Annotated in this window: 20 protein-coding genes; 13 read left to right on the top strand and 7 right to left on the bottom strand. The window is 44.0% G+C overall.

Going from position 1 to position 17047, the window contains the following annotated elements; genetic code table 11:
* Window positions 1-48: 48 nt before the first annotated feature.
* The 4 genes from hypB to hypE are packed head-to-tail and all read left to right on the top strand — an operon-like array spanning window position 49 to window position 3495.
* Complete coding sequence (gene hypB / locus M1F26_RS15080; protein ID WP_140171543.1) at window positions 49-1095, top strand: hydrogenase nickel incorporation protein HypB; 1047 nt, start codon at window positions 49-51, stop codon at window positions 1093-1095.
* Window positions 1086-1382, top strand: coding sequence for a hydrogenase maturation factor HybG (gene hybG / locus M1F26_RS15075; protein ID WP_125890717.1), 297 nt, complete (start codon window positions 1086-1088; stop codon window positions 1380-1382). Before hypB ends, hybG begins: the two co-directional genes overlap by 10 nt.
* Window positions 1366-2478, top strand: coding sequence for a hydrogenase formation protein HypD (gene hypD, locus M1F26_RS15070; RefSeq protein ID WP_140171544.1), 1113 nt, complete (start codon window positions 1366-1368; stop codon window positions 2476-2478). The genes hybG and hypD overlap by 17 nt, the downstream gene beginning before the upstream one ends.
* Window positions 2479-3495: a hydrogenase expression/formation protein HypE gene (hypE, locus tag M1F26_RS15065; protein WP_140171545.1), complete on the top strand. Its 1017-nt coding sequence runs from the start codon at window positions 2479-2481 to the stop codon at window positions 3493-3495.
* Window positions 3496-3539: 44 nt separating this feature from the next.
* Here hypE and ureG read toward each other — a convergent pair whose 3' ends face one another.
* The 7 genes from ureG to M1F26_RS15030 are packed head-to-tail and all read right to left on the bottom strand — an operon-like array spanning window position 3540 to window position 8556.
* Entirely contained in the window at window positions 3540-4157 is a 618-nt protein-coding gene (gene ureG, locus M1F26_RS15060) for an urease accessory protein UreG (RefSeq protein WP_004908472.1), read from the bottom strand.
* Window positions 4158-4166: 9 nt separating this feature from the next.
* Window positions 4167-4832, bottom strand: a complete 666-nt coding sequence (locus M1F26_RS15055; protein ID WP_140171546.1) for an urease accessory protein UreF — start codon at window positions 4830-4832, stop codon at window positions 4167-4169.
* Between the two features lie 21 nt (window positions 4833-4853).
* On the bottom strand, window positions 4854-5336 hold the full coding sequence (gene ureE / locus M1F26_RS15050; RefSeq protein ID WP_140171547.1) for an urease accessory protein UreE: 483 nt from the start codon (window positions 5334-5336) through the stop codon (window positions 4854-4856).
* Window positions 5337-5358: 22 nt separating this feature from the next.
* Window positions 5359-7062, bottom strand: coding sequence for an urease subunit alpha (ureC, locus tag M1F26_RS15045; RefSeq protein WP_140171548.1), 1704 nt, complete (start codon window positions 7060-7062; stop codon window positions 5359-5361).
* A 2-nt stretch (window positions 7063-7064) separates the two neighbouring features.
* Window positions 7065-7388 carry an urease subunit beta gene (locus M1F26_RS15040; RefSeq protein WP_102137870.1) on the bottom strand — a complete coding sequence of 108 codons (324 nt, stop codon included), beginning with the start codon at window positions 7386-7388 and terminating at the stop codon, window positions 7065-7067.
* Between the two features lie 8 nt (window positions 7389-7396).
* A complete protein-coding gene (locus M1F26_RS15035) occupies window positions 7397-7699 on the bottom strand; it encodes an urease subunit gamma (RefSeq protein WP_004908484.1) in 303 nt (100 codons plus the stop codon).
* A 20-nt stretch (window positions 7700-7719) separates the two neighbouring features.
* Window positions 7720-8556, bottom strand: coding sequence for an urease accessory protein UreD (locus tag M1F26_RS15030; protein ID WP_318837586.1), 837 nt, complete (start codon window positions 8554-8556; stop codon window positions 7720-7722).
* A 414-nt stretch (window positions 8557-8970) separates the two neighbouring features.
* On the opposite strand from M1F26_RS15030, the gene M1F26_RS15025 reads away from it, so the two are divergent.
* From M1F26_RS15025 to M1F26_RS14985, 9 genes are all read left to right on the top strand, one after another.
* Window positions 8971-9867: an AraC family transcriptional regulator gene (locus tag M1F26_RS15025; RefSeq protein ID WP_140171550.1), complete on the top strand. Its 897-nt coding sequence runs from the start codon at window positions 8971-8973 to the stop codon at window positions 9865-9867.
* 242 nt (window positions 9868-10109) lie between these two features.
* Window positions 10110-11654, top strand: a complete 1545-nt coding sequence (locus M1F26_RS15020; RefSeq protein WP_227528993.1) for an ABC transporter substrate-binding protein — start codon at window positions 10110-10112, stop codon at window positions 11652-11654.
* Window positions 11654-12622, top strand: coding sequence for an ABC transporter permease (locus M1F26_RS15015; protein ID WP_140171552.1), 969 nt, complete (start codon window positions 11654-11656; stop codon window positions 12620-12622). The genes M1F26_RS15020 and M1F26_RS15015 overlap by 1 nt, the downstream gene beginning before the upstream one ends.
* On the top strand, window positions 12619-13431 hold the full coding sequence (locus M1F26_RS15010) for an ABC transporter permease (RefSeq protein ID WP_140171553.1): 813 nt from the start codon (window positions 12619-12621) through the stop codon (window positions 13429-13431). Before M1F26_RS15015 ends, M1F26_RS15010 begins: the two co-directional genes overlap by 4 nt.
* Window positions 13425-14201, top strand: coding sequence for an ATP-binding cassette domain-containing protein (locus tag M1F26_RS15005; protein WP_140171554.1), 777 nt, complete (start codon window positions 13425-13427; stop codon window positions 14199-14201). Before M1F26_RS15010 ends, M1F26_RS15005 begins: the two co-directional genes overlap by 7 nt.
* A 14-nt stretch (window positions 14202-14215) precedes the next feature.
* Window positions 14216-14812, top strand: coding sequence for an ATP-binding cassette domain-containing protein (locus M1F26_RS15000; RefSeq protein WP_227528992.1), 597 nt, complete (start codon window positions 14216-14218; stop codon window positions 14810-14812).
* 84 nt (window positions 14813-14896) lie between these two features.
* Entirely contained in the window at window positions 14897-15631 is a 735-nt protein-coding gene (locus M1F26_RS14995) for a hypothetical protein (RefSeq protein ID WP_140171556.1), read from the top strand.
* Window positions 15628-16323: a hypothetical protein gene (locus M1F26_RS14990; RefSeq protein WP_094961077.1), complete on the top strand. Its 696-nt coding sequence runs from the start codon at window positions 15628-15630 to the stop codon at window positions 16321-16323. Before M1F26_RS14995 ends, M1F26_RS14990 begins: the two co-directional genes overlap by 4 nt.
* A complete protein-coding gene (locus M1F26_RS14985) occupies window positions 16308-17039 on the top strand; it encodes a hypothetical protein (protein WP_140171557.1) in 732 nt (243 codons plus the stop codon). Before M1F26_RS14990 ends, M1F26_RS14985 begins: the two co-directional genes overlap by 16 nt.
* The last annotated feature ends 8 nt before the right edge of the window (window positions 17040-17047 follow it).

Raw genomic sequence — 17047 nt, 5'->3', positions numbered from 1 at the left:
ATTATGTATTAACCTAATTTAACAATTTAGCTGTTGGGAGTGAAACTTATGTGCAGTACTTGTGGATGTGCATCGGGAGAGCGCAAAATCGAGGGTGATGACCATCACGGCCATGCTCACGACCACCATCACGGTCACGATCATCATCACGACCATGACCACCATCACGGCCATGATCACGACCATCATCATGATCATGAACCTCATGGGCAAACCGTGATTATTCATCACCATTACTATCATCAAGGTGATGTCCACAACCATTATCACCAATATGAGCCCGCACCTGCTGAAAGCAAGTCTAAAAAGCATAAACACAAACATAAGCACAAACATAAACACATTTATCAAACGGCCGAGACAAGTTTTAAACCGGCTGGAGAGCACCATGACCTTGATTATGGCCACGGTGAAGCAGGTACACATGCACCGGGGATCAGCCAGAAACGCATGCTACAAATTGAGATGGATGTGTTAGATAAAAATAACCATCTGGCAGAGCATAACCGTGACGATTTTAACCAGAAGAATATTTTAGCGCTAAATCTCGTTTCTAGCCCGGGTTCGGGAAAAACCACCTTATTAACGGAAACGCTGTTAAGGCTGCGTGACAAAATCAATTGCGCAGTGATTGAAGGTGACCAACAAACCACCAATGATGCACAGCGGATCCGCGAAACGGGTGTGCCTGCGATTCAAGTGAATACAGGAAAAGGCTGCCACCTAGATGCACAAATGGTGCACGATGCAACAGCACGTTTAGAGTTAGCAGATAACAGCTTGTTATTTATTGAAAATGTGGGAAATCTTGTGTGCCCTGCTAGCTTTGATTTGGGCGAGCGCCATAAAGTGGCGGTGCTGTCGGTCACGGAAGGGGAAGATAAACCCCTCAAATACCCGCATATGTTTGCGGCAGCAGATATCATGTTGCTGAATAAAATTGATTTATTGCCTTATCTACATTTTGATGTCGATGCGTGTATCGCCAATGCCAAACAGGTGAATCCCAATATCCAAGTTATCCAAGTGTCTGCGACACGTGGCGAAGGGATGGATGCTTGGCTGGCATGGTTGGAGACACAGCTATGTGCTTAGGTATTCCGGGCAAAATAGTTGCCGTTGGTGAAGACATTCACCAACTCGCTCAAGTGGATGTTTGTGGTGTAAAACGCGATGTGAATATTGGCTTAATTTGTGAGGGGGAAACCGCTGATTTATTAGGGCAATGGGTATTGGTACACGTCGGGTTTGCCATGAGCATCATCAATGAAGAAGAAGCGCAATCCACCTTGGATGCGTTAACCGCGATGAGTCAGCTAGACCACGAAGTTAGCGATTTTAGTGGTTTAAATGCAGGAGCAACAGATGCAGTACGTCGATGAATTTCGCGACCCTGTTCTTGCAAAAACGCTATTGGCGCATATTCATCAACGGGTGAATGAAATACCCCAAGCAAAACGGCGCCCATTACAACTCATGGAAGTGTGTGGAGGCCATACCCACGCGATTTTTAAATTTGGTATTGACCAGTTATTACCCGCCGAAATTGAATTTGTTCATGGGCCCGGTTGCCCTGTGTGCGTTTTGCCAATGGGGCGAATTGATGGCTGTATTGAAATTGCACAGCACCCTGAGGTTATCTTTTGTACTTATGGCGATGCAATGCGTGTGCCGGGGGAAAAGGGCTCTTTACTTGACGCCAAGCGTAATGGAGCGGATGTCCGCATCGTTTATTCACCGCTAGATGCCTTGGCATTAGCAGAGCAGCATCCTCATCGGCAAGTGGTTTTCTTTGGTTTAGGCTTTGAAACCACCATGCCAAGCACGGCAATCACCTTGCAGCAAGCGAAACGCCGCCAGCTAAATAATTTCACGGTGTTTTGCCAACACATTACCATTATCCCAACGTTAAAAAGCTTACTAGAACAGCCGGATGTCCGCATTGACGGCTTTTTAGCGCCGGGGCACGTCAGTATGGTGATTGGTGCCCATCCTTATCAATTTATTACGGATGATTTCTATAAACCGCTGGTGGTCACAGGGTTCGAACCCCTAGATATTTTGCAGTCATTAGCCATGTTAGTTGACCAAATCGCCGATGGCCGTTGTGAGGTAGAAAACCAATATAAGCGTGTTGTGGCCGATAACGGTAACGTATTGGCACTGAAGGCGTTAGAGGAAGTTTTTGAACTTAAACAAACCAGTGAATGGCGCGGGCTGGGGGAAATAGCAGGTTCAGGGGTTCAATTAACTGAAGACTATCAGTTTTTTGATGCAGAGAGACGTTTTCAGGTACAACCCCATAAAGTGGCGGATGACCCGCAATCACGTTGTGGAGAGGTGTTAACCGGGCGCTGTAAACCGAACGAATGTACGTTGTTTGGGCGCCGTTGTACGCCACAAACGGCTTTTGGCGCACTAATGGTTTCTTCTGAAGGCGCCTGTGCAGCTTATTACCAGTATCGTCGGGAGGTATAAATGAGTAATCATGTGGTGACGATGGCACATGGTAGTGGTGGGCAGGCCATGCAGCAATTGATTGAACAGTTGTTCTTGCAAGCATTTGCTAACCCAGCGTTGAATGAGCGGGAAGACCAAGCTCGGCTAGCACTGGCTGAAATGACCGCATTGGGCGACCGCTTAGCATTCAGTACCGACAGTTATGTCATCGACCCGATTTTTTTCCCGGGTGGTAATATTGGGAAACTTGCTGTGTGCGGCACGGTCAATGATGTCGCCGTCAGTGGGGCTATTCCAAAATATTTGTCCTGCGGTTTTATTTTGGAAGAAGGTTTTCCGCTGTCTGAATTACAAACGATTGTCGAGTCGATGGCGGCAACGGCAAAGGCTGCTGGTGTCGACATTGTGACGGGTGATACCAAAGTGGTACAGCGTGGCGCAGCCGATAAAGTGTTTATCAATACAGCAGGTATTGGCGTGATCTCAACGGATATTCAATGGGGAGCCCAGCAAATTGAAGCGGGCGATAAAGTGATCGTCAGTGGCACATTGGGTGATCACGGCGCGACTATTTTAAATCTACGCGAACAGTTGGGTTTAGAAGCTGAGTTAAGCAGTGATTGTGCCGTATTAACGCCGCTGATCGCACCATTACGGGAAATCAACGGTGTTCGTGCTTTACGTGATGCGACCCGAGGGGGCGTGACGGCTATTTTACATGAGTTTGCGCAGGCAAGTGGCTGCGGGATAGCGATAAATGAGGGGGATTTACCTGTCTCTTCAGCAGTTAGGGGCGTGTGCGAACTATTAGGTTTAGAGCCGTTAAACTTTGCTAATGAAGGCAAATTAGTGATTGTGGTGAAACCTGAAGCGGAAAGTGCGGTGATTGCTGCACTACACCAACACCCATTAGGGAAAGATGCAGCCACGATTGGTTGTGTGACTGAGCAAAAACAAGTCAAATTGGTTGGGATCTTCGGTACATCAAGGTTATTAGATTTACCCCACAGTGAGCCTTTACCCCGTATTTGTTAATTGAAAATGCCCTATAGATAAAACCTATAGGGCGTTCAAATCTATTAACGTCTTAACATACCTTTATCGATAATAAACTCGATAATGGTTTCTAAGCCGACTTTTTTCTTTAAGTTAGTAAACACATAGGGCTTTACTGGGCGCATTCTTGCGGTATCGGCTTCCATCACTTCTAATGAGGCGCCGACATAGGGTGCAAGGTCAATTTTGTTAATCACCAATAAATCGGAATGAGTGATCCCCGGGCCGCCTTTACGTGGGATTTTTTCGCCTTCAGCTACATCAATCACATAAATGGTTAAGTCAGCCAGCTCTGGGCTAAAGGTCGCGCTCAGGTTATCGCCGCCGCTTTCCACGAATACGATGTCGAGGTTTTTATGGCGCATGGCGAGCTCTTCAACTGCGGCTAAGTTCATTGATGCATCTTCACGAATAGCTGTGTGAGGGCAGCCGCCAGTTTCAACACCAATAATGCGGTCTGCATCTAATGCTTCGGCACGGGTTAAAATTTTGGCATCTTCTTGGGTATAAATATCATTGGTGACAACCGCTATTTGGTAAGTGTCGCGCATGGCTTTACATAACACTTCTAATAATGCGGTTTTTCCTGAGCCGACCGGCCCACCGACACCAATTCTTAAGGGTTGATTATATTCTTGCATAGCATTTTCTCATGAACGAAAAAGTCGTGTGTATTGGGTTTCATGCCGACTACTGGCAATAATTTGTGCAGGTGTAAAACTGCCGATATCTTCTAAAGGCCATGTGGCCGATTGCGAGACAATGGTAGGAATGCGCTCGGTTAGAGTGAACAAAATGTGTTGCCCCGCACTTTGGCCGAGTGGAATGAGTTTAACACCGGACATCACGGTGTTTTCCAGCCAGCCCCATGCATAGGCGTTACAGAGTTTGTCGATATCAATATTCCAATTGACTGCGGCAAGGGCAAACGCCATAAGCTGCGTTTGTTTAACGCAGGTCAATGTGGTTGTATCAAGTTCGATACCCAGTTGAGGCAGTAAGCGGGCAAAAGCAATACCACGTTGGCGCTCCTCTAACCGCAGTTCCTTGGTTTCACGGCTGGCAATGATAAATTCACACCAATAGGTAACTTTTTCCATATCGGCACTTAATAAGTGGGCGTGAATTTGCCGTAAAACAGGGAGTTCCAATGTCGCAATCGCATGGGTCATTTGCGCTGTTAACCAGCTTGCTAGCGTTTCAGGCGTGGTTACCCAGCCTTTTTCAATGGCCCACTCTAAGCCTTGGGAATAGGTAAATGACCCAACAGGCAAAGACGGGCTGACTAATTGATATAAACGCAAATCCGCTAACATGGATAAACTTCCCAAATATAATTAATGGTGATGATGGTCATCATGATCGTGATGATGGTGGTGATGCCCACCGGATGAACCACCATAAGCCCCCGGTTCTGGTTGGTATTTTTCCAAACCCACACTGACGGTCGCGCCAAGCCCTCGTGCCATATCATCTAAGACATGGTCATGGAAGTAACGACACCAGCCGGCTTCGATTTGCAGTGGAACGTGACGGTTACCTAAGTGATAACAAACACGCGCTAACAGCAGTGGGTCATCGCTATAAACGGTTGATACTTGCTCTTTTGCCGCTTCGATGGTGACTAACTCACCGTCTTCAGTGGCTAAAATATCGCCTTCTTTAAGCACGGTACCACGTGGCAGAAACAACCCTGCTTCTTGACCGTCGCTTAAGGTGACTTTTAAGCGGCTCTTTGTGCGCTCATCCATAGTTAAACACAAGGATAACTCGGTGTGCGATGCTTGGTGGCTATCTATAATTTTAATGAATTTTTTCATGTTCTGGCTCTTTCGTCGGGGGTCAGAATAAAAAGTAACGCTGTGCCATTGGCAGCTCAATCGCAGGTTCACAAACTAATGGAATACCATCGGCTTTTACGATGTAAGTCTGCGGATCCAGCTCAATATGTGGCACATAACTATTGTGGATCATGGATGCCTTACTAATATTTCGGCAGCCTTCCACACGACCAATTTTGCTCTGTAAACCGAGTTTTTCAGGAACGCCGGCATCAATACCCGCTTTCGACATAAAAATCATCGATGTTTGGTATTTGGCTTTACCCAATGCGCCAAACATTGGACGGTAGTGCACGGGTTGAGGCGTTGGGATCGCTGCGTTGATATCCCCCATAGGGGCATAAGCGACCATGCCACCTTTCATGATCAAGGCAGGCTTAATGCCAAAAAAGGCGGGATCCCACAAGACGATATCCGCGAGTTTTCCTTTTCCAATCGACCCAACCTCATGGGCAATGCCGTGGGCGATAGCGGGGTTAATAGTGTATTTCGCCACATAGCGTTTGATGCGGTTATTATCGTTCTCTGGTGTATCGCCTTCTAAGGTTCCGCGCTGTAATTTCATTTTATGTGCGCATTGCCAAGTACGAGTAATTACTTCACCAACACGCCCCATGGCTTGTGAGTCCGAAGACATGACTGAAATGGCGCCCATATCATGCAAAATATCTTCAGCGGCGATGGTTTCACGGCGAATACGGGACTCAGCAAAAGCCACATCTTCAGGAATAGATGGGTCTAAGTGGTGGCAAACCATCAACATATCCAAATGCTCATCAACGGTATTAATGGTGTATGGCATGGTTGGGTTAGTTGACGCAGGCAGAATATTGGGCTCGGCCACCGATTTGATCACATCAGGGGCATGGCCGCCACCAGCACCTTCCGTATGGAACACGTGAATGACACGCCCCGCGATAGCTTTTACAGTTTCTTCATAAAAGCCACCTTCGTTTAATGTATCTGAGTGGATAGCGACTTGGACATCCATTTCATCAGCTACATTCAAGCAGTTATGGATGGCCATCGGGGTCGCCCCCCAGTCTTCGTGGATTTTCAAGCCGATAGCTCCCGCTTCAATTTGTTCGCGGATAGCCTCGGGTTTACTCACGCAGCCTTTGCCAAACAAACCGACATTAATCGGCAGTTCGTCCACGGCTTGTAACATGCGGTACATATTCCAAATACCCGGCGTGACGGTCGTGGCATTGGTGCCTGCGACAGGGCCGGTTCCTCCACCAATAAAGGTGGTGACGCCAGACACTAAGCCTTCTTCAGCTTGTTGTGGGCAAATAAAGTGAATATGGGTATCAACACCACCCGCGGTGATAATTTTACCTTCGCCTGCAACGACTTCAGTACCGGGGCCAATCACGATATCAACATTCGGTTGCACGTCAGGGTTGCCGGCTTTACCAATCCCCGCAATGCGGCCATTTTTAATGCCAATATCGGCTTTAACAATGCCCCAATGGTCGAGAATAATGGCGTTGGTGATTATCACATCAACGCATTGGTCGCTGGTCACTTGGCTTTGCCCCATACCGTCACGAATGACCTTACCGCCACCAAACTTGACCTCTTCACCGTAAGTCGTGAAATCTTTTTCAATTTCTAAAAATAATTCTGTATCTGCTAAGCGTAAGCGGTCACCCGTTGTTGGGCCAAACATATCCGCATAGGCTTGCCGTGAGATGGTTTTCATGGTTATTTCTCACTCTCTAATTTTCCCATGATCTTGCCATGGAAACCGTAAATTTCTCTTTTACCGCTAAATGCGACTAACTCAACAGTGCGACTCTGTCCGGGCTCAAAACGAACAGCCATTCCAGCTGGGATGTTTAAACGAAACCCAAGCGTGCCTTCACGTGCAAATTTTAGCGCTTCGTTTGCTTCGTAAAAATGGTAGTGAGAGCCAATTTGTATCGGGCGATCGCCTGTATTTGCAACGAGGATTATTTGGGTTTCTCGACCTGCATTGAGTTCGATGTCGCCTAAAGCTTGATTGACTTTAATTTCACCGGGGATCATGTTGCCACCTATACAATTGGGTCGTGGATAGAAACCAACTTTGTGCCATCAGGAAATGTACATTCCACTTGGATGTCTTTGATCATTTCTGGCACCCCCTCCATGACCTGCTCTGCGGTTAACACGGTTCGACCTTCGCTCATTAACTGGGCAACCGTTTTACCATCACGGGCGCCTTCCATAATCGCACAACTGATTAGCGCGACGGCCTCAGGGTAATTGAGCTTTAATCCACGCGCTAAGCGTCTTTCTGCGACGAGGCCTGCCGTAAAAAGTAATAATTTGTCTTTTTCTCTTGGGGTTAATTCCATTTTTTGCTCCTAAAAAACGTTTACGTTACCCAAATACGCGGTGGCTCAGGACAATAACCTAACCAGTATTGTCTTGTTGCCTGCCAAATATGGGCAAAACAGGCCATTATTGGCTCGGTTTGAGAGCCTAATAGCCGCAAAACTAAAATACCGTCCACATTAGTTAGCCCATACTCAAGCGGCCTAACATCGGTAGAGAAAAAACAGGCTAAGCTATCTTGAAGTTCAGCTTTCAATTCATCGCTGGCGGGGTAGATATATAAAGAGCCGAACATGGGAAACTCACGCATGACGGCCGATTGTTTTTGAGAACCATTGATAAAGATAGATTCCGCCAAGGTGAGCTTGTCATCAATATAAAATTGCAAGCGCCCCCGAATATTGCCGTTGTCGAATTGTTCGTTTAATACCGGGCGGCCTAAACACTGGATTTCCCAGCCGATAAATTTTGATGAACTGGTGATCCGCACATGGGTCTCTATGTGAACTTGCGCCTCAGGGAAAAAAATGTTTTCTTGAGGCAACCATTCTAAGAACCCATTAGGTGCCACCGTTAAGGTTTGTACTTGCCGCGCAACACCGCCCGCACTGCGATAAAATTTTGTTGCTCCAGGCGTGGTTAATAACGCATGGGCATGTGGTTGAACATCAATATTGATAAGAAGTTTATCCCCCCCGACAACGCCACCGGGTGGATGAAGTAAATACGTGTGTGCAATACCTTGCTCGGGGTAGAATGACCGCTGAACCATTAAAGGGCCGATATGTTGTTTATCCGTTAAGCGGGTGACGCCACGTTTTAGTTCATATCGTAAAAAGATTTCAGCTAACCAGCCTGATCCTGAAAAATCAGACATACTTTCTCCTGCAACTTAGTCAACTAAAAATACGCGAACATGTTTAGCTATACCCCTAACAAAAATTGGGTACTTATGATGTAAAAGCTAATGCAAGTAGGGTAGGGTGTGAGTGAATACCAAAATCATTATTATTATGCAGCGTTATCGGCTGCATGTGTCTGCCGCGCGATTCTACACCTTATATCGAAAATTGCCTTTCAATTAAACAGCATTTTATTTAGAAAATATAACAACCATCAAAATAACAGTAAAAAATGAGCGTATATCTATATTGCGATTTCAGCGTAACAGGACTATATTCACAGCCGCACTGATATGGGGTTGAGATGTTTTACGACGTGACTTTATATCGATTCAACAATCCCTTTTCTTGGGAAGTCATTCTGACATTAACGGCAGTTTATAGAGATTATGGAATATAAATTTTTTCTTTCGGAAAGCCAAATGGTGTTAAAAGCGTTTTATATTGAAAATGCGATGATAGCCATGCTGACGGGCGCGAAAGGAAATGTTGTGATCAACGGTCAATCCATTGAAATTGAAAGCGATGTCACCTTAATTATTCCTAAATATAGTCAAGTTTCTTGCAATGTTGTGTGTAATACCGTGAAGCAGCCGCTTGAATTGCACACATTGTCGATGTCGGCAGATGAATTACAACCGGTATTTTTATTACTGAAGACCTTAATGAAGTCGGCTGCACCTCTGACTAGCCACCAACCCATTTACCATGTGTCTCCCCCAGAAACCGTGAGAGATAACTTTAGTTTATTAAAACAATGCTTACCATTAAAAAAACAGAGTGAGTCCCAAGAAGCATTGCTAATGAGACAGAGCCTATATTTTATTTTAATGGCGATATATCAAGATGGTATCGATATTCTAAATCTTTTTCGCTTCAATTATGATGAGCCGAAAAATCAAGCGATTACCCATCTGATCACTCAAGAACCGCAAAAAAAATGGCACTTAGAGGATGTCGCGAAAGCGTTATTTACCACGCCATCCACTTTACGCCGTCATTTGAGCCGTGAAGGGGTGTCTTTTCGCCAATTACTACTCGATGTGCGAATGGGAATGGCGCTGAATTTTTTAACCTTTTCAAATTATTCTGTTTTTCAAATTAGTCACCGCTGCGGTTTTGGAAGCAATGCTTATTTTTGTGATGTCTTTAAGCGAAAATATAATTTGACGCCTTCTCAATTTCGGTTGCAATCAAGGCAGTCGAACGACCCGAATTTTATTACCAATTTGTCCTTGCACTCTAATCCAATTGAATTTGAAAAAGAAATTGATGAGAGTTGTTAAGGTAAGTCACATAACGACTTAATTTTGACGGTTTCTCGAATAAATTCGCTGTTCTATTGATGTAGCGCCTAGCAATCAGGACGTTAAATTTAATATAACTCATATTTGCTACCTTACACATAGTGAATATCTCACCGATAGCGGCATCAATGACAATAACGACATTGATGATTTGAAATAAAAAATAAAACCTGTCTATAGAGGGATGTATGATTAAAAATATCGTTGCAGCCGTGTGCCTGATGGGGCTTACACTGCAAGCACAAGCGGTAGAACCCGCTCAGTCACAAACCTTACGTTTAGCCATTGGCTCAGAGCCCACTGAAGGTTTTGACCCAATGCTTGGGTGGAGCCATGGCAGCTACCTACTGTTGCATAGCCCATTACTGAAACAAAAAGCGGATCTTTCATGGCATAGCTATATGCTTGAAAGCTATGAACATAATGCCGATGGTAAACAATGGACGCTCAAACTGAAAAAAGGCTTAAAGTTTTCCGATGGCTCACCATTAACCGCTAAAGATGTCGTGTTTACCTATAACAATGCCGCAGCCAGTGGCGGCAAGGTGGACATGGGCAACTTTGCCAAAGCAGAGGAAATCGACCCTCTCACCGTAAAAATCACGTTATCTTCCCCACAAAGTACTTTTGTGAATGTATTAGGCTCGTTAGGAATTGTTTGTGCCGATAAATATGATGCGAAAACCTACGCACATAACCCGATTGGTGCAGGCCCTTACCGTTTAGTCGCATTCCAACCGGGGCAGCAACTGATTGTTGAGCAAAATCCATATTATGCAGGGCCAAAAAATGATTTTGGTAAAATGGTCTTTGTTTTCCTTGATGAAGATGCGGCCTTTGCTGCAGCACAAAGCAATCAACTGGAAATCGTTCGTATCCCTGCGGCGGTAGCAGCGAATGCTAATAATGTGAAAAACATGAAATTGGTTGAGCGCTATAGTGTGGAAAATCGCGGTATCTCTTTCCCAATTCCACCTGCGGGTGAGAAAGATGCTCAAGGTAACCCTATTGGTAACGACATCACTTCAGATGTTGCTGTTCGTAAAGCCATTAACTATGCACTTGACCGTAAACTATTGGCGGGATCCGTGTTGGAAGGCTTTGCAGTGCCGGCTTATACCGGTGTTGCAGGGTTGCCATGGAATAGCCCAGACTCCGCTTTTAAAGATGGCGATCTCGAGAAAGCGAAATCCATTTTAGAAGAGGCAGGGTGGAAGCTGAATAAAGAAGGCCTACGTGAGAAAGATAGTAAAGTGGCGAAACTGACATTATGGTATGCCAGTGGTGATACCACACGTCGAGACCTTGCTCAGGCAATCCGTTCAAGTTTAAAACCCATTGGTATCGAAATGGATTTAAAATCGGGGAGCTGGGAAACCGTTGAACTCAATATGCATGCGAATCCAACACTGTTTGGTTGGGGAAGCTTAGACCCGATGGAGATTGTCCATAATTACAGCAGCAAGGCTGCGGGTGTTGGCTTTTACAACCCGGGTTATTATAAAAATGCTGAAGTCGATCAATTGATTGAAAAAGCGTTAGCGCAAGCTGACCAAGACGCAGCGATCCCGTTATGGCAACAAGTGGATTGGAACGGTAACACGGGGGTGGGTATTAAAGGTGATGCCCCATGGGCTTGGTTGATGAACCTGCAACATATTTATTTACTGAATAATTGTGTTGATTTAGGCACCAGTGCCCCTGAAATTCACGGCTCTTGGTCAGTGTTAAATAATGTCGATGAATGGGCGTGGACCTGTCAGTAATGCGAACCGTACTTGGGCTTTTATTGCGATTTATTTGTTTATTAACCGTAACGGCAGCAGGAATTTTTATCCTGCTGAGTTACTCGCCTATCGACCCAATAAAAGCCTATATCGGCAATGACTTACTGCACGTACCCCCTGAGCAATATGCGCTTATTGCTGCTCGATGGGGGCTTGACCAACCACTGTGGGTTCAGTTCTGGCGCTGGTTTTCACAAGTCTTACAGGGGGATTTGGGCTATTCCATGCTCTATAATACCCCAGTAATTCAAGTGATTGCTGACCGCCTTGTGCCTTCTTTAGCCCTACTTATTAGTTCTTGGCTGTTCTCTGGCGTTGTTGGTTTTGCGTTGGGTTTGGTCGCGGGGCGTTATTTAAACCGCTGGCCAGACAAACTTATTTCAACGTTATGCTATTTACTTGCTTCAATTCCTGTTTTTTGGGTGGGTTTACTGTTGTTGTCTCTGTTTGCAGTGACATTACAGTGGGCGCCGATATGCTGTGCTTGGCCGATAGGCTTGGATGAGCAAACGGCAACATTTTCACAAAAACTTCATCATCTGGTTTTACCTGTCATTGCGTTGGGTATGTTAGGCGTCGGCAATATCGCATTGCATACACGTGCCAAAGTGGTTGAGGTGATGAGCAGTGAATTTATTCATTATGCACAAGCCCAAGGAGATAAAGGCTGGTCGATGATAGGCTTTCATGTCCTAAAGCATGCCATCACCCCCGCAATTTGTTTGCAGTTTGCTTCTATTGGTGAATTATTGAGTGGGGCATTATTAGCAGAAAAAGTATTTGCCTATCCAGGCTTAGGTCAGGCGACGATTGATGGAGGATTGCGTGGAGATATTCCCTTGTTGATGGGGATCGTGATGTTATGTGCTGCGCTAATATTTTTTAGCAATACGATAGCCGACAGCTTGCTAAAAAAAGTGAATAAGGGAGTGATGAGGTCGTTATGACATATAACCCGAATCGTGCTTTGCTTAAGTTATCTTTCTCATTGCTTTTATTGGTCATCGTCAGTATCTATGCGTTTGGTCTCTCCCTCAATGATATTGAAATGAATTTACTCGATAGGCGATTGCCACCGTCGTGGGCACATCTATTTGGGACAGATAATTTAGGACGTGACTTATTTGCCAGAACTTTTCAAGGGGTGGCAACTAGCTTGCAAATCGGCCTTATGGCAGCGGTTACCAGTGGTTTTATTGCACTTGTCATGGCCGGTTTATCTTCAATAAGCAAAGTGATGGACTATGTAGTGCGTGGCGTTATTGATGCCATGTTGGCATTGCCACATCTTTTATTACTGGTATTGATTTGTTTTACGTTGGGTGGTGGAAAAATGGGGGTGATTTGGGCCGTTGCACTGACACATTGGCCAAAATTAGCCCTAATTTTACGTTCAGAGTTACAACGAGTTAGCCAGTCAGATTACATTATGTTATCTCAACGTATTGGTAACAGTGCATTTTATCGCTGGCGCTATCACTATTTACCCATGATTTTGCCGCAATGGATGGTCGGGACGTTATTAATGTTTCCCCACGCAGTATTACACAGCGCAGCATTAAGTTTTTTAGGTTTTGGTTTATCGCCCCATGAGCCCTCACTGGGCATTTTATTGTCTGATGCATTGCGTTATCTCAGCACAGGAGCGTGGTGGCTGGTGGTCTTCCCTGGCGTTGCTTTAGTTGGGTTAGTGTTATTATTTGACCAATTCGCCAAAGCCTTACAGCAGTTATGGTTGAAGGGGGCCGTATGTTGAGTCTTGATAATCTCACCGTGGATGTCGCGCAATTTCGTTGGTTAGGGCGTAAACGTTGGTCGCCGTTACTGCAAGGGATTTCATTGGATATTCAGCCCGGTGAGATGGTTGCATTGGTAGGTGGGAGCGGAGAAGGTAAGAGCTTGTTATTACAGAGCGTTTTGGGGTTGCTTCCCCATAATATGCGCTGTCGTGGCGGTATTCACCTTAATGGTAAAAAGCTGACTGAACAAAATAAAGCTCAGCATCGTGGAAACGCATTATGTTATATCCCTCAAGGGGTTAATGCGCTTAATCCGTTAATTCGTATCGGCCCACAATTAGAACGTGCCGCTGTGTTAAGTGGGCAGCATATTAAAATGCACGATGTCGCACGGCATTTACAGCAATATAATCTGCAAGGCTCATTGGTAGATAGCTACCCAAACCAGTTATCCGGTGGAATGGCTAAACGGGTACTCGCCAGTAGTGCGACACTCTCGCGCGCGCAATATATTTTAGCGGATGAAATTTCATCATGGCTGGATGATGAGCATGCCATGCAGCTACTCGAAAACATTAAATCGCTCTGCCACGATGGCCGAGGTGTTTTATGGGTCACCCATGATTTGTCCATGGCAGTGCGTTTTGCTGACCGTATTGCCTTATTGCGTAACGGAGCGTTGGAAGACGTGTTAAGTAGCCAAAAGCTACAACAAGGTGGTGGTGGTCAATGGCTGCAGTCGTTGTGGAATGCGTTACCGGAACATCAATTTATGGCAAGTAAATGAGTATCACTGAACCTATTTTCCAAGTAAATAATTTATGCATTGAACAAGGTGGCCAACGGCTGTGGGATGGCTTTAGCATGTCACTGACTAGCGGTGAACGCCTTGGGATCTCTGCCCCCAGTGGTTTTGGTAAAACTACGTTAGGCCGAGTATTCGCTCAGTGGCAGCATGCAACCCAAGGAACCATTTTGTTTGAAGGGAAACCGTTACCTCAGCAGGGTTATTGTCCAATTCAATTAGTCCCCCAACATCCCGAAAAAAGCTTTAACCCCTATCGCAAGGTGGGGGCGAGTTTATTTGATGCTTGGCAGCCAGAAACCCATTGGTTAGAGCACTTTTCGATTAAACCTTCTTGGCTTGAAAGGCTTCCCAGTGAGTTATCGGGTGGTGAACTTGCTCGTATTGCGTTGCTGCGAGCCCTTGACCCGCGAACGAAAATTTTAATTGCCGATGAAATCACCGCACAGTTAGACGCCAATTTGCAAAAAGAAATTTGGCAGTTGTTAGTGAAATTATCCGAAGAGCGACCACTCGCAATGGTTATTTTTAGCCATAACAAAGCGTTATTAGAGAAAGTGTGTAGCCGTATTTGGGGAGTTAGCAAAACCTAGATGAAGTTCGTGTATTGACAAAAATATTTTTTTATTAATAATTGTCCCGTGTCCTAGGACGTGAGACAAGGCGGAATTTAGAATATGAAAAGTCAAGATATACTGATTCTTTTAAAAATAATTTCGATGCATATCGATTTGAATCGTCAGAATTTCGATAGTGATACTTTTCATTTATATGAAAGTAAAGTTGATTGGGGGGATATGTTTGAGGGGCAGGATACTTCGGGAGAGTCATCCGCGGATTTTTCTTTAGCTCATGTTGATGATGATATTTTAGTCGTCGTAGAGGATGAATGGACAGAAAAAGGGCTAAAGCCTAGTTATAATGAGGAAAGCGCGATTAAAAGCCGTTTTTCTGTCAGAAACCTTGAGTTTTTGACAGGAATTAGTAAGTCACAAATCAGTTTAGGCTTAAATCGTATGTACGATGTTGGTCTAGCGAAGCCAGATAGAAGATTAGCGATTCCCAAGGTGAATACTAAGGCTTTATTTGATTTTATTGCTTTTGGAATCAAGTATGTTTTTCCTGCAAAGGAAGGTGAGCTGACAAGGGGGATTGCAACATCAATAGCAGCTCCTGTATTAAAAGGAAAACTAATGACATCAGGAGAATTTCCTCTTGTATGGCCAGATCCAAGAGGAAAGACAAAAGGATTTGCTATTGAGCCATTACATTCTAATATTATTCGTGCAGTTCAATTAGATAGTAGGCTGTATGCAATGTTAGCTTTAGTTGATGCGGTTAGGATTGGCAGACCGAGAGAGCACAATCTATCCTTAGAAAAACTAAAAATCATTTTTGAGGAAGTTAAATGAGCGAAAAGGTTAACTTACAAAAAAGTATGTTACTGGTGGTTGCAGATGCATTAGGTGAAGAGCTATTAGCTCAAGTTGTCTTTGTTGGCGGTTGTACTACAGGCTTGTTAGTCACTGATGAATATACCAAAGAGCAAATTAGATATACTGATGATGTTGACTTAGTGGTCGATATAGTTGGTTATGCTAAGTGGAGCCAATTACAAGAAAAGTTGAGAGAACGAGGGTTCAGGGAAGATCCTTTTGATGATGTTATCTGCCGAATGTTAATTGGTGAACTCAAAGTTGACTTTATGCCTGTAGACCAAAATGCATTAGGTTTTAGTAATCGTTGGTACAAAGACGCTGTAGAAATGGCATGCCAATATCAATTAACTCAGAATGTCACTATAAATTTAATTCGGCCTGAATATTTTATTGCCACAAAATTAGAGGCGTATCTAGGTAGAGGGAATGGTGATTTATTAAGTAGTCGAGATATTGAAGATATTTTAAATATTTTCGATGGAAGAGAAAGTATTGTTGAAGAGATCTCTCAGTCAAGTACAGCATTAAAAGAATATATTTCAAATAATTTAGCTTTATTGATTAATGAATATGATTTTGAAATGGCAGTACAGAGCACTAGCCAAGGAATTCGTTCACGAGAAGATATTATTTTTGAAAGATTAACCCAATGCATCAAACATTAACGCGAACAGCTAAAGAGCTCTCATGGTTATTTGCGACTCAAATGGGTGCTGATAGAAAACAAAATAAAGATTTATATGCGTTAATTGACCGAGGTAATTTTAATTTGGTGATTGCTTTTGATGTTTCAACGTCATCTCCAGCTACTACTGAAATGGCTAAATTCTTCTTTGAGATAGTTATTCAAGAATTAAATTCAATAGAGCAGAGTCACTTAACTGAAAATATCGTTGAACATATTTTACAGCTTGGATTTAAAGAAACTAAAGCTAAATATAAAATTGGGAAGGCGAGTTTATTAGTTATTGGAACTTTTAATTCGGGGGAATCTGTTTTCTGTTTTCATACGGGAGATATTCGTTTAGGTAACTGGAAAAAAGATAAATCGATAAATTGGCTTACTAATGTTCATACTGGTGCTAATCCACTCGGCGAACCTTTTGTACAAAGTATGTTGAAGGATGAAAATAGAAAAATAGTTACTCGATGTTTTAATTTACAAAAAACATTTTTACTTGATTATAAAAAAGTCACTGAGGTGGATTGTCGGCTAATTATTGCAACAGATGGTTTTTGGGCTGAATGTGATAATGAAAAGCAACAAGCCATTATTGAAGGAAGTGAATTTTCTGTTCAAGATGACTTATCTGTATTGGTTTTAACGTGGGATCGTGATGATAAATTGCCATGTAATCGAAATGGGCTATTGATACTTTGATACCCACA

This window comes from Providencia sp. PROV048, assembly GCF_033688165.1.
In the GTDB taxonomy this organism is placed as follows: Bacteria; Pseudomonadota; Gammaproteobacteria; order Enterobacterales; family Enterobacteriaceae; genus Providencia; species Providencia hangzhouensis.
Note: the sequence above shows the minus strand (reverse complement) of the source record. Positions and strands in the feature narration are given on the sequence as shown.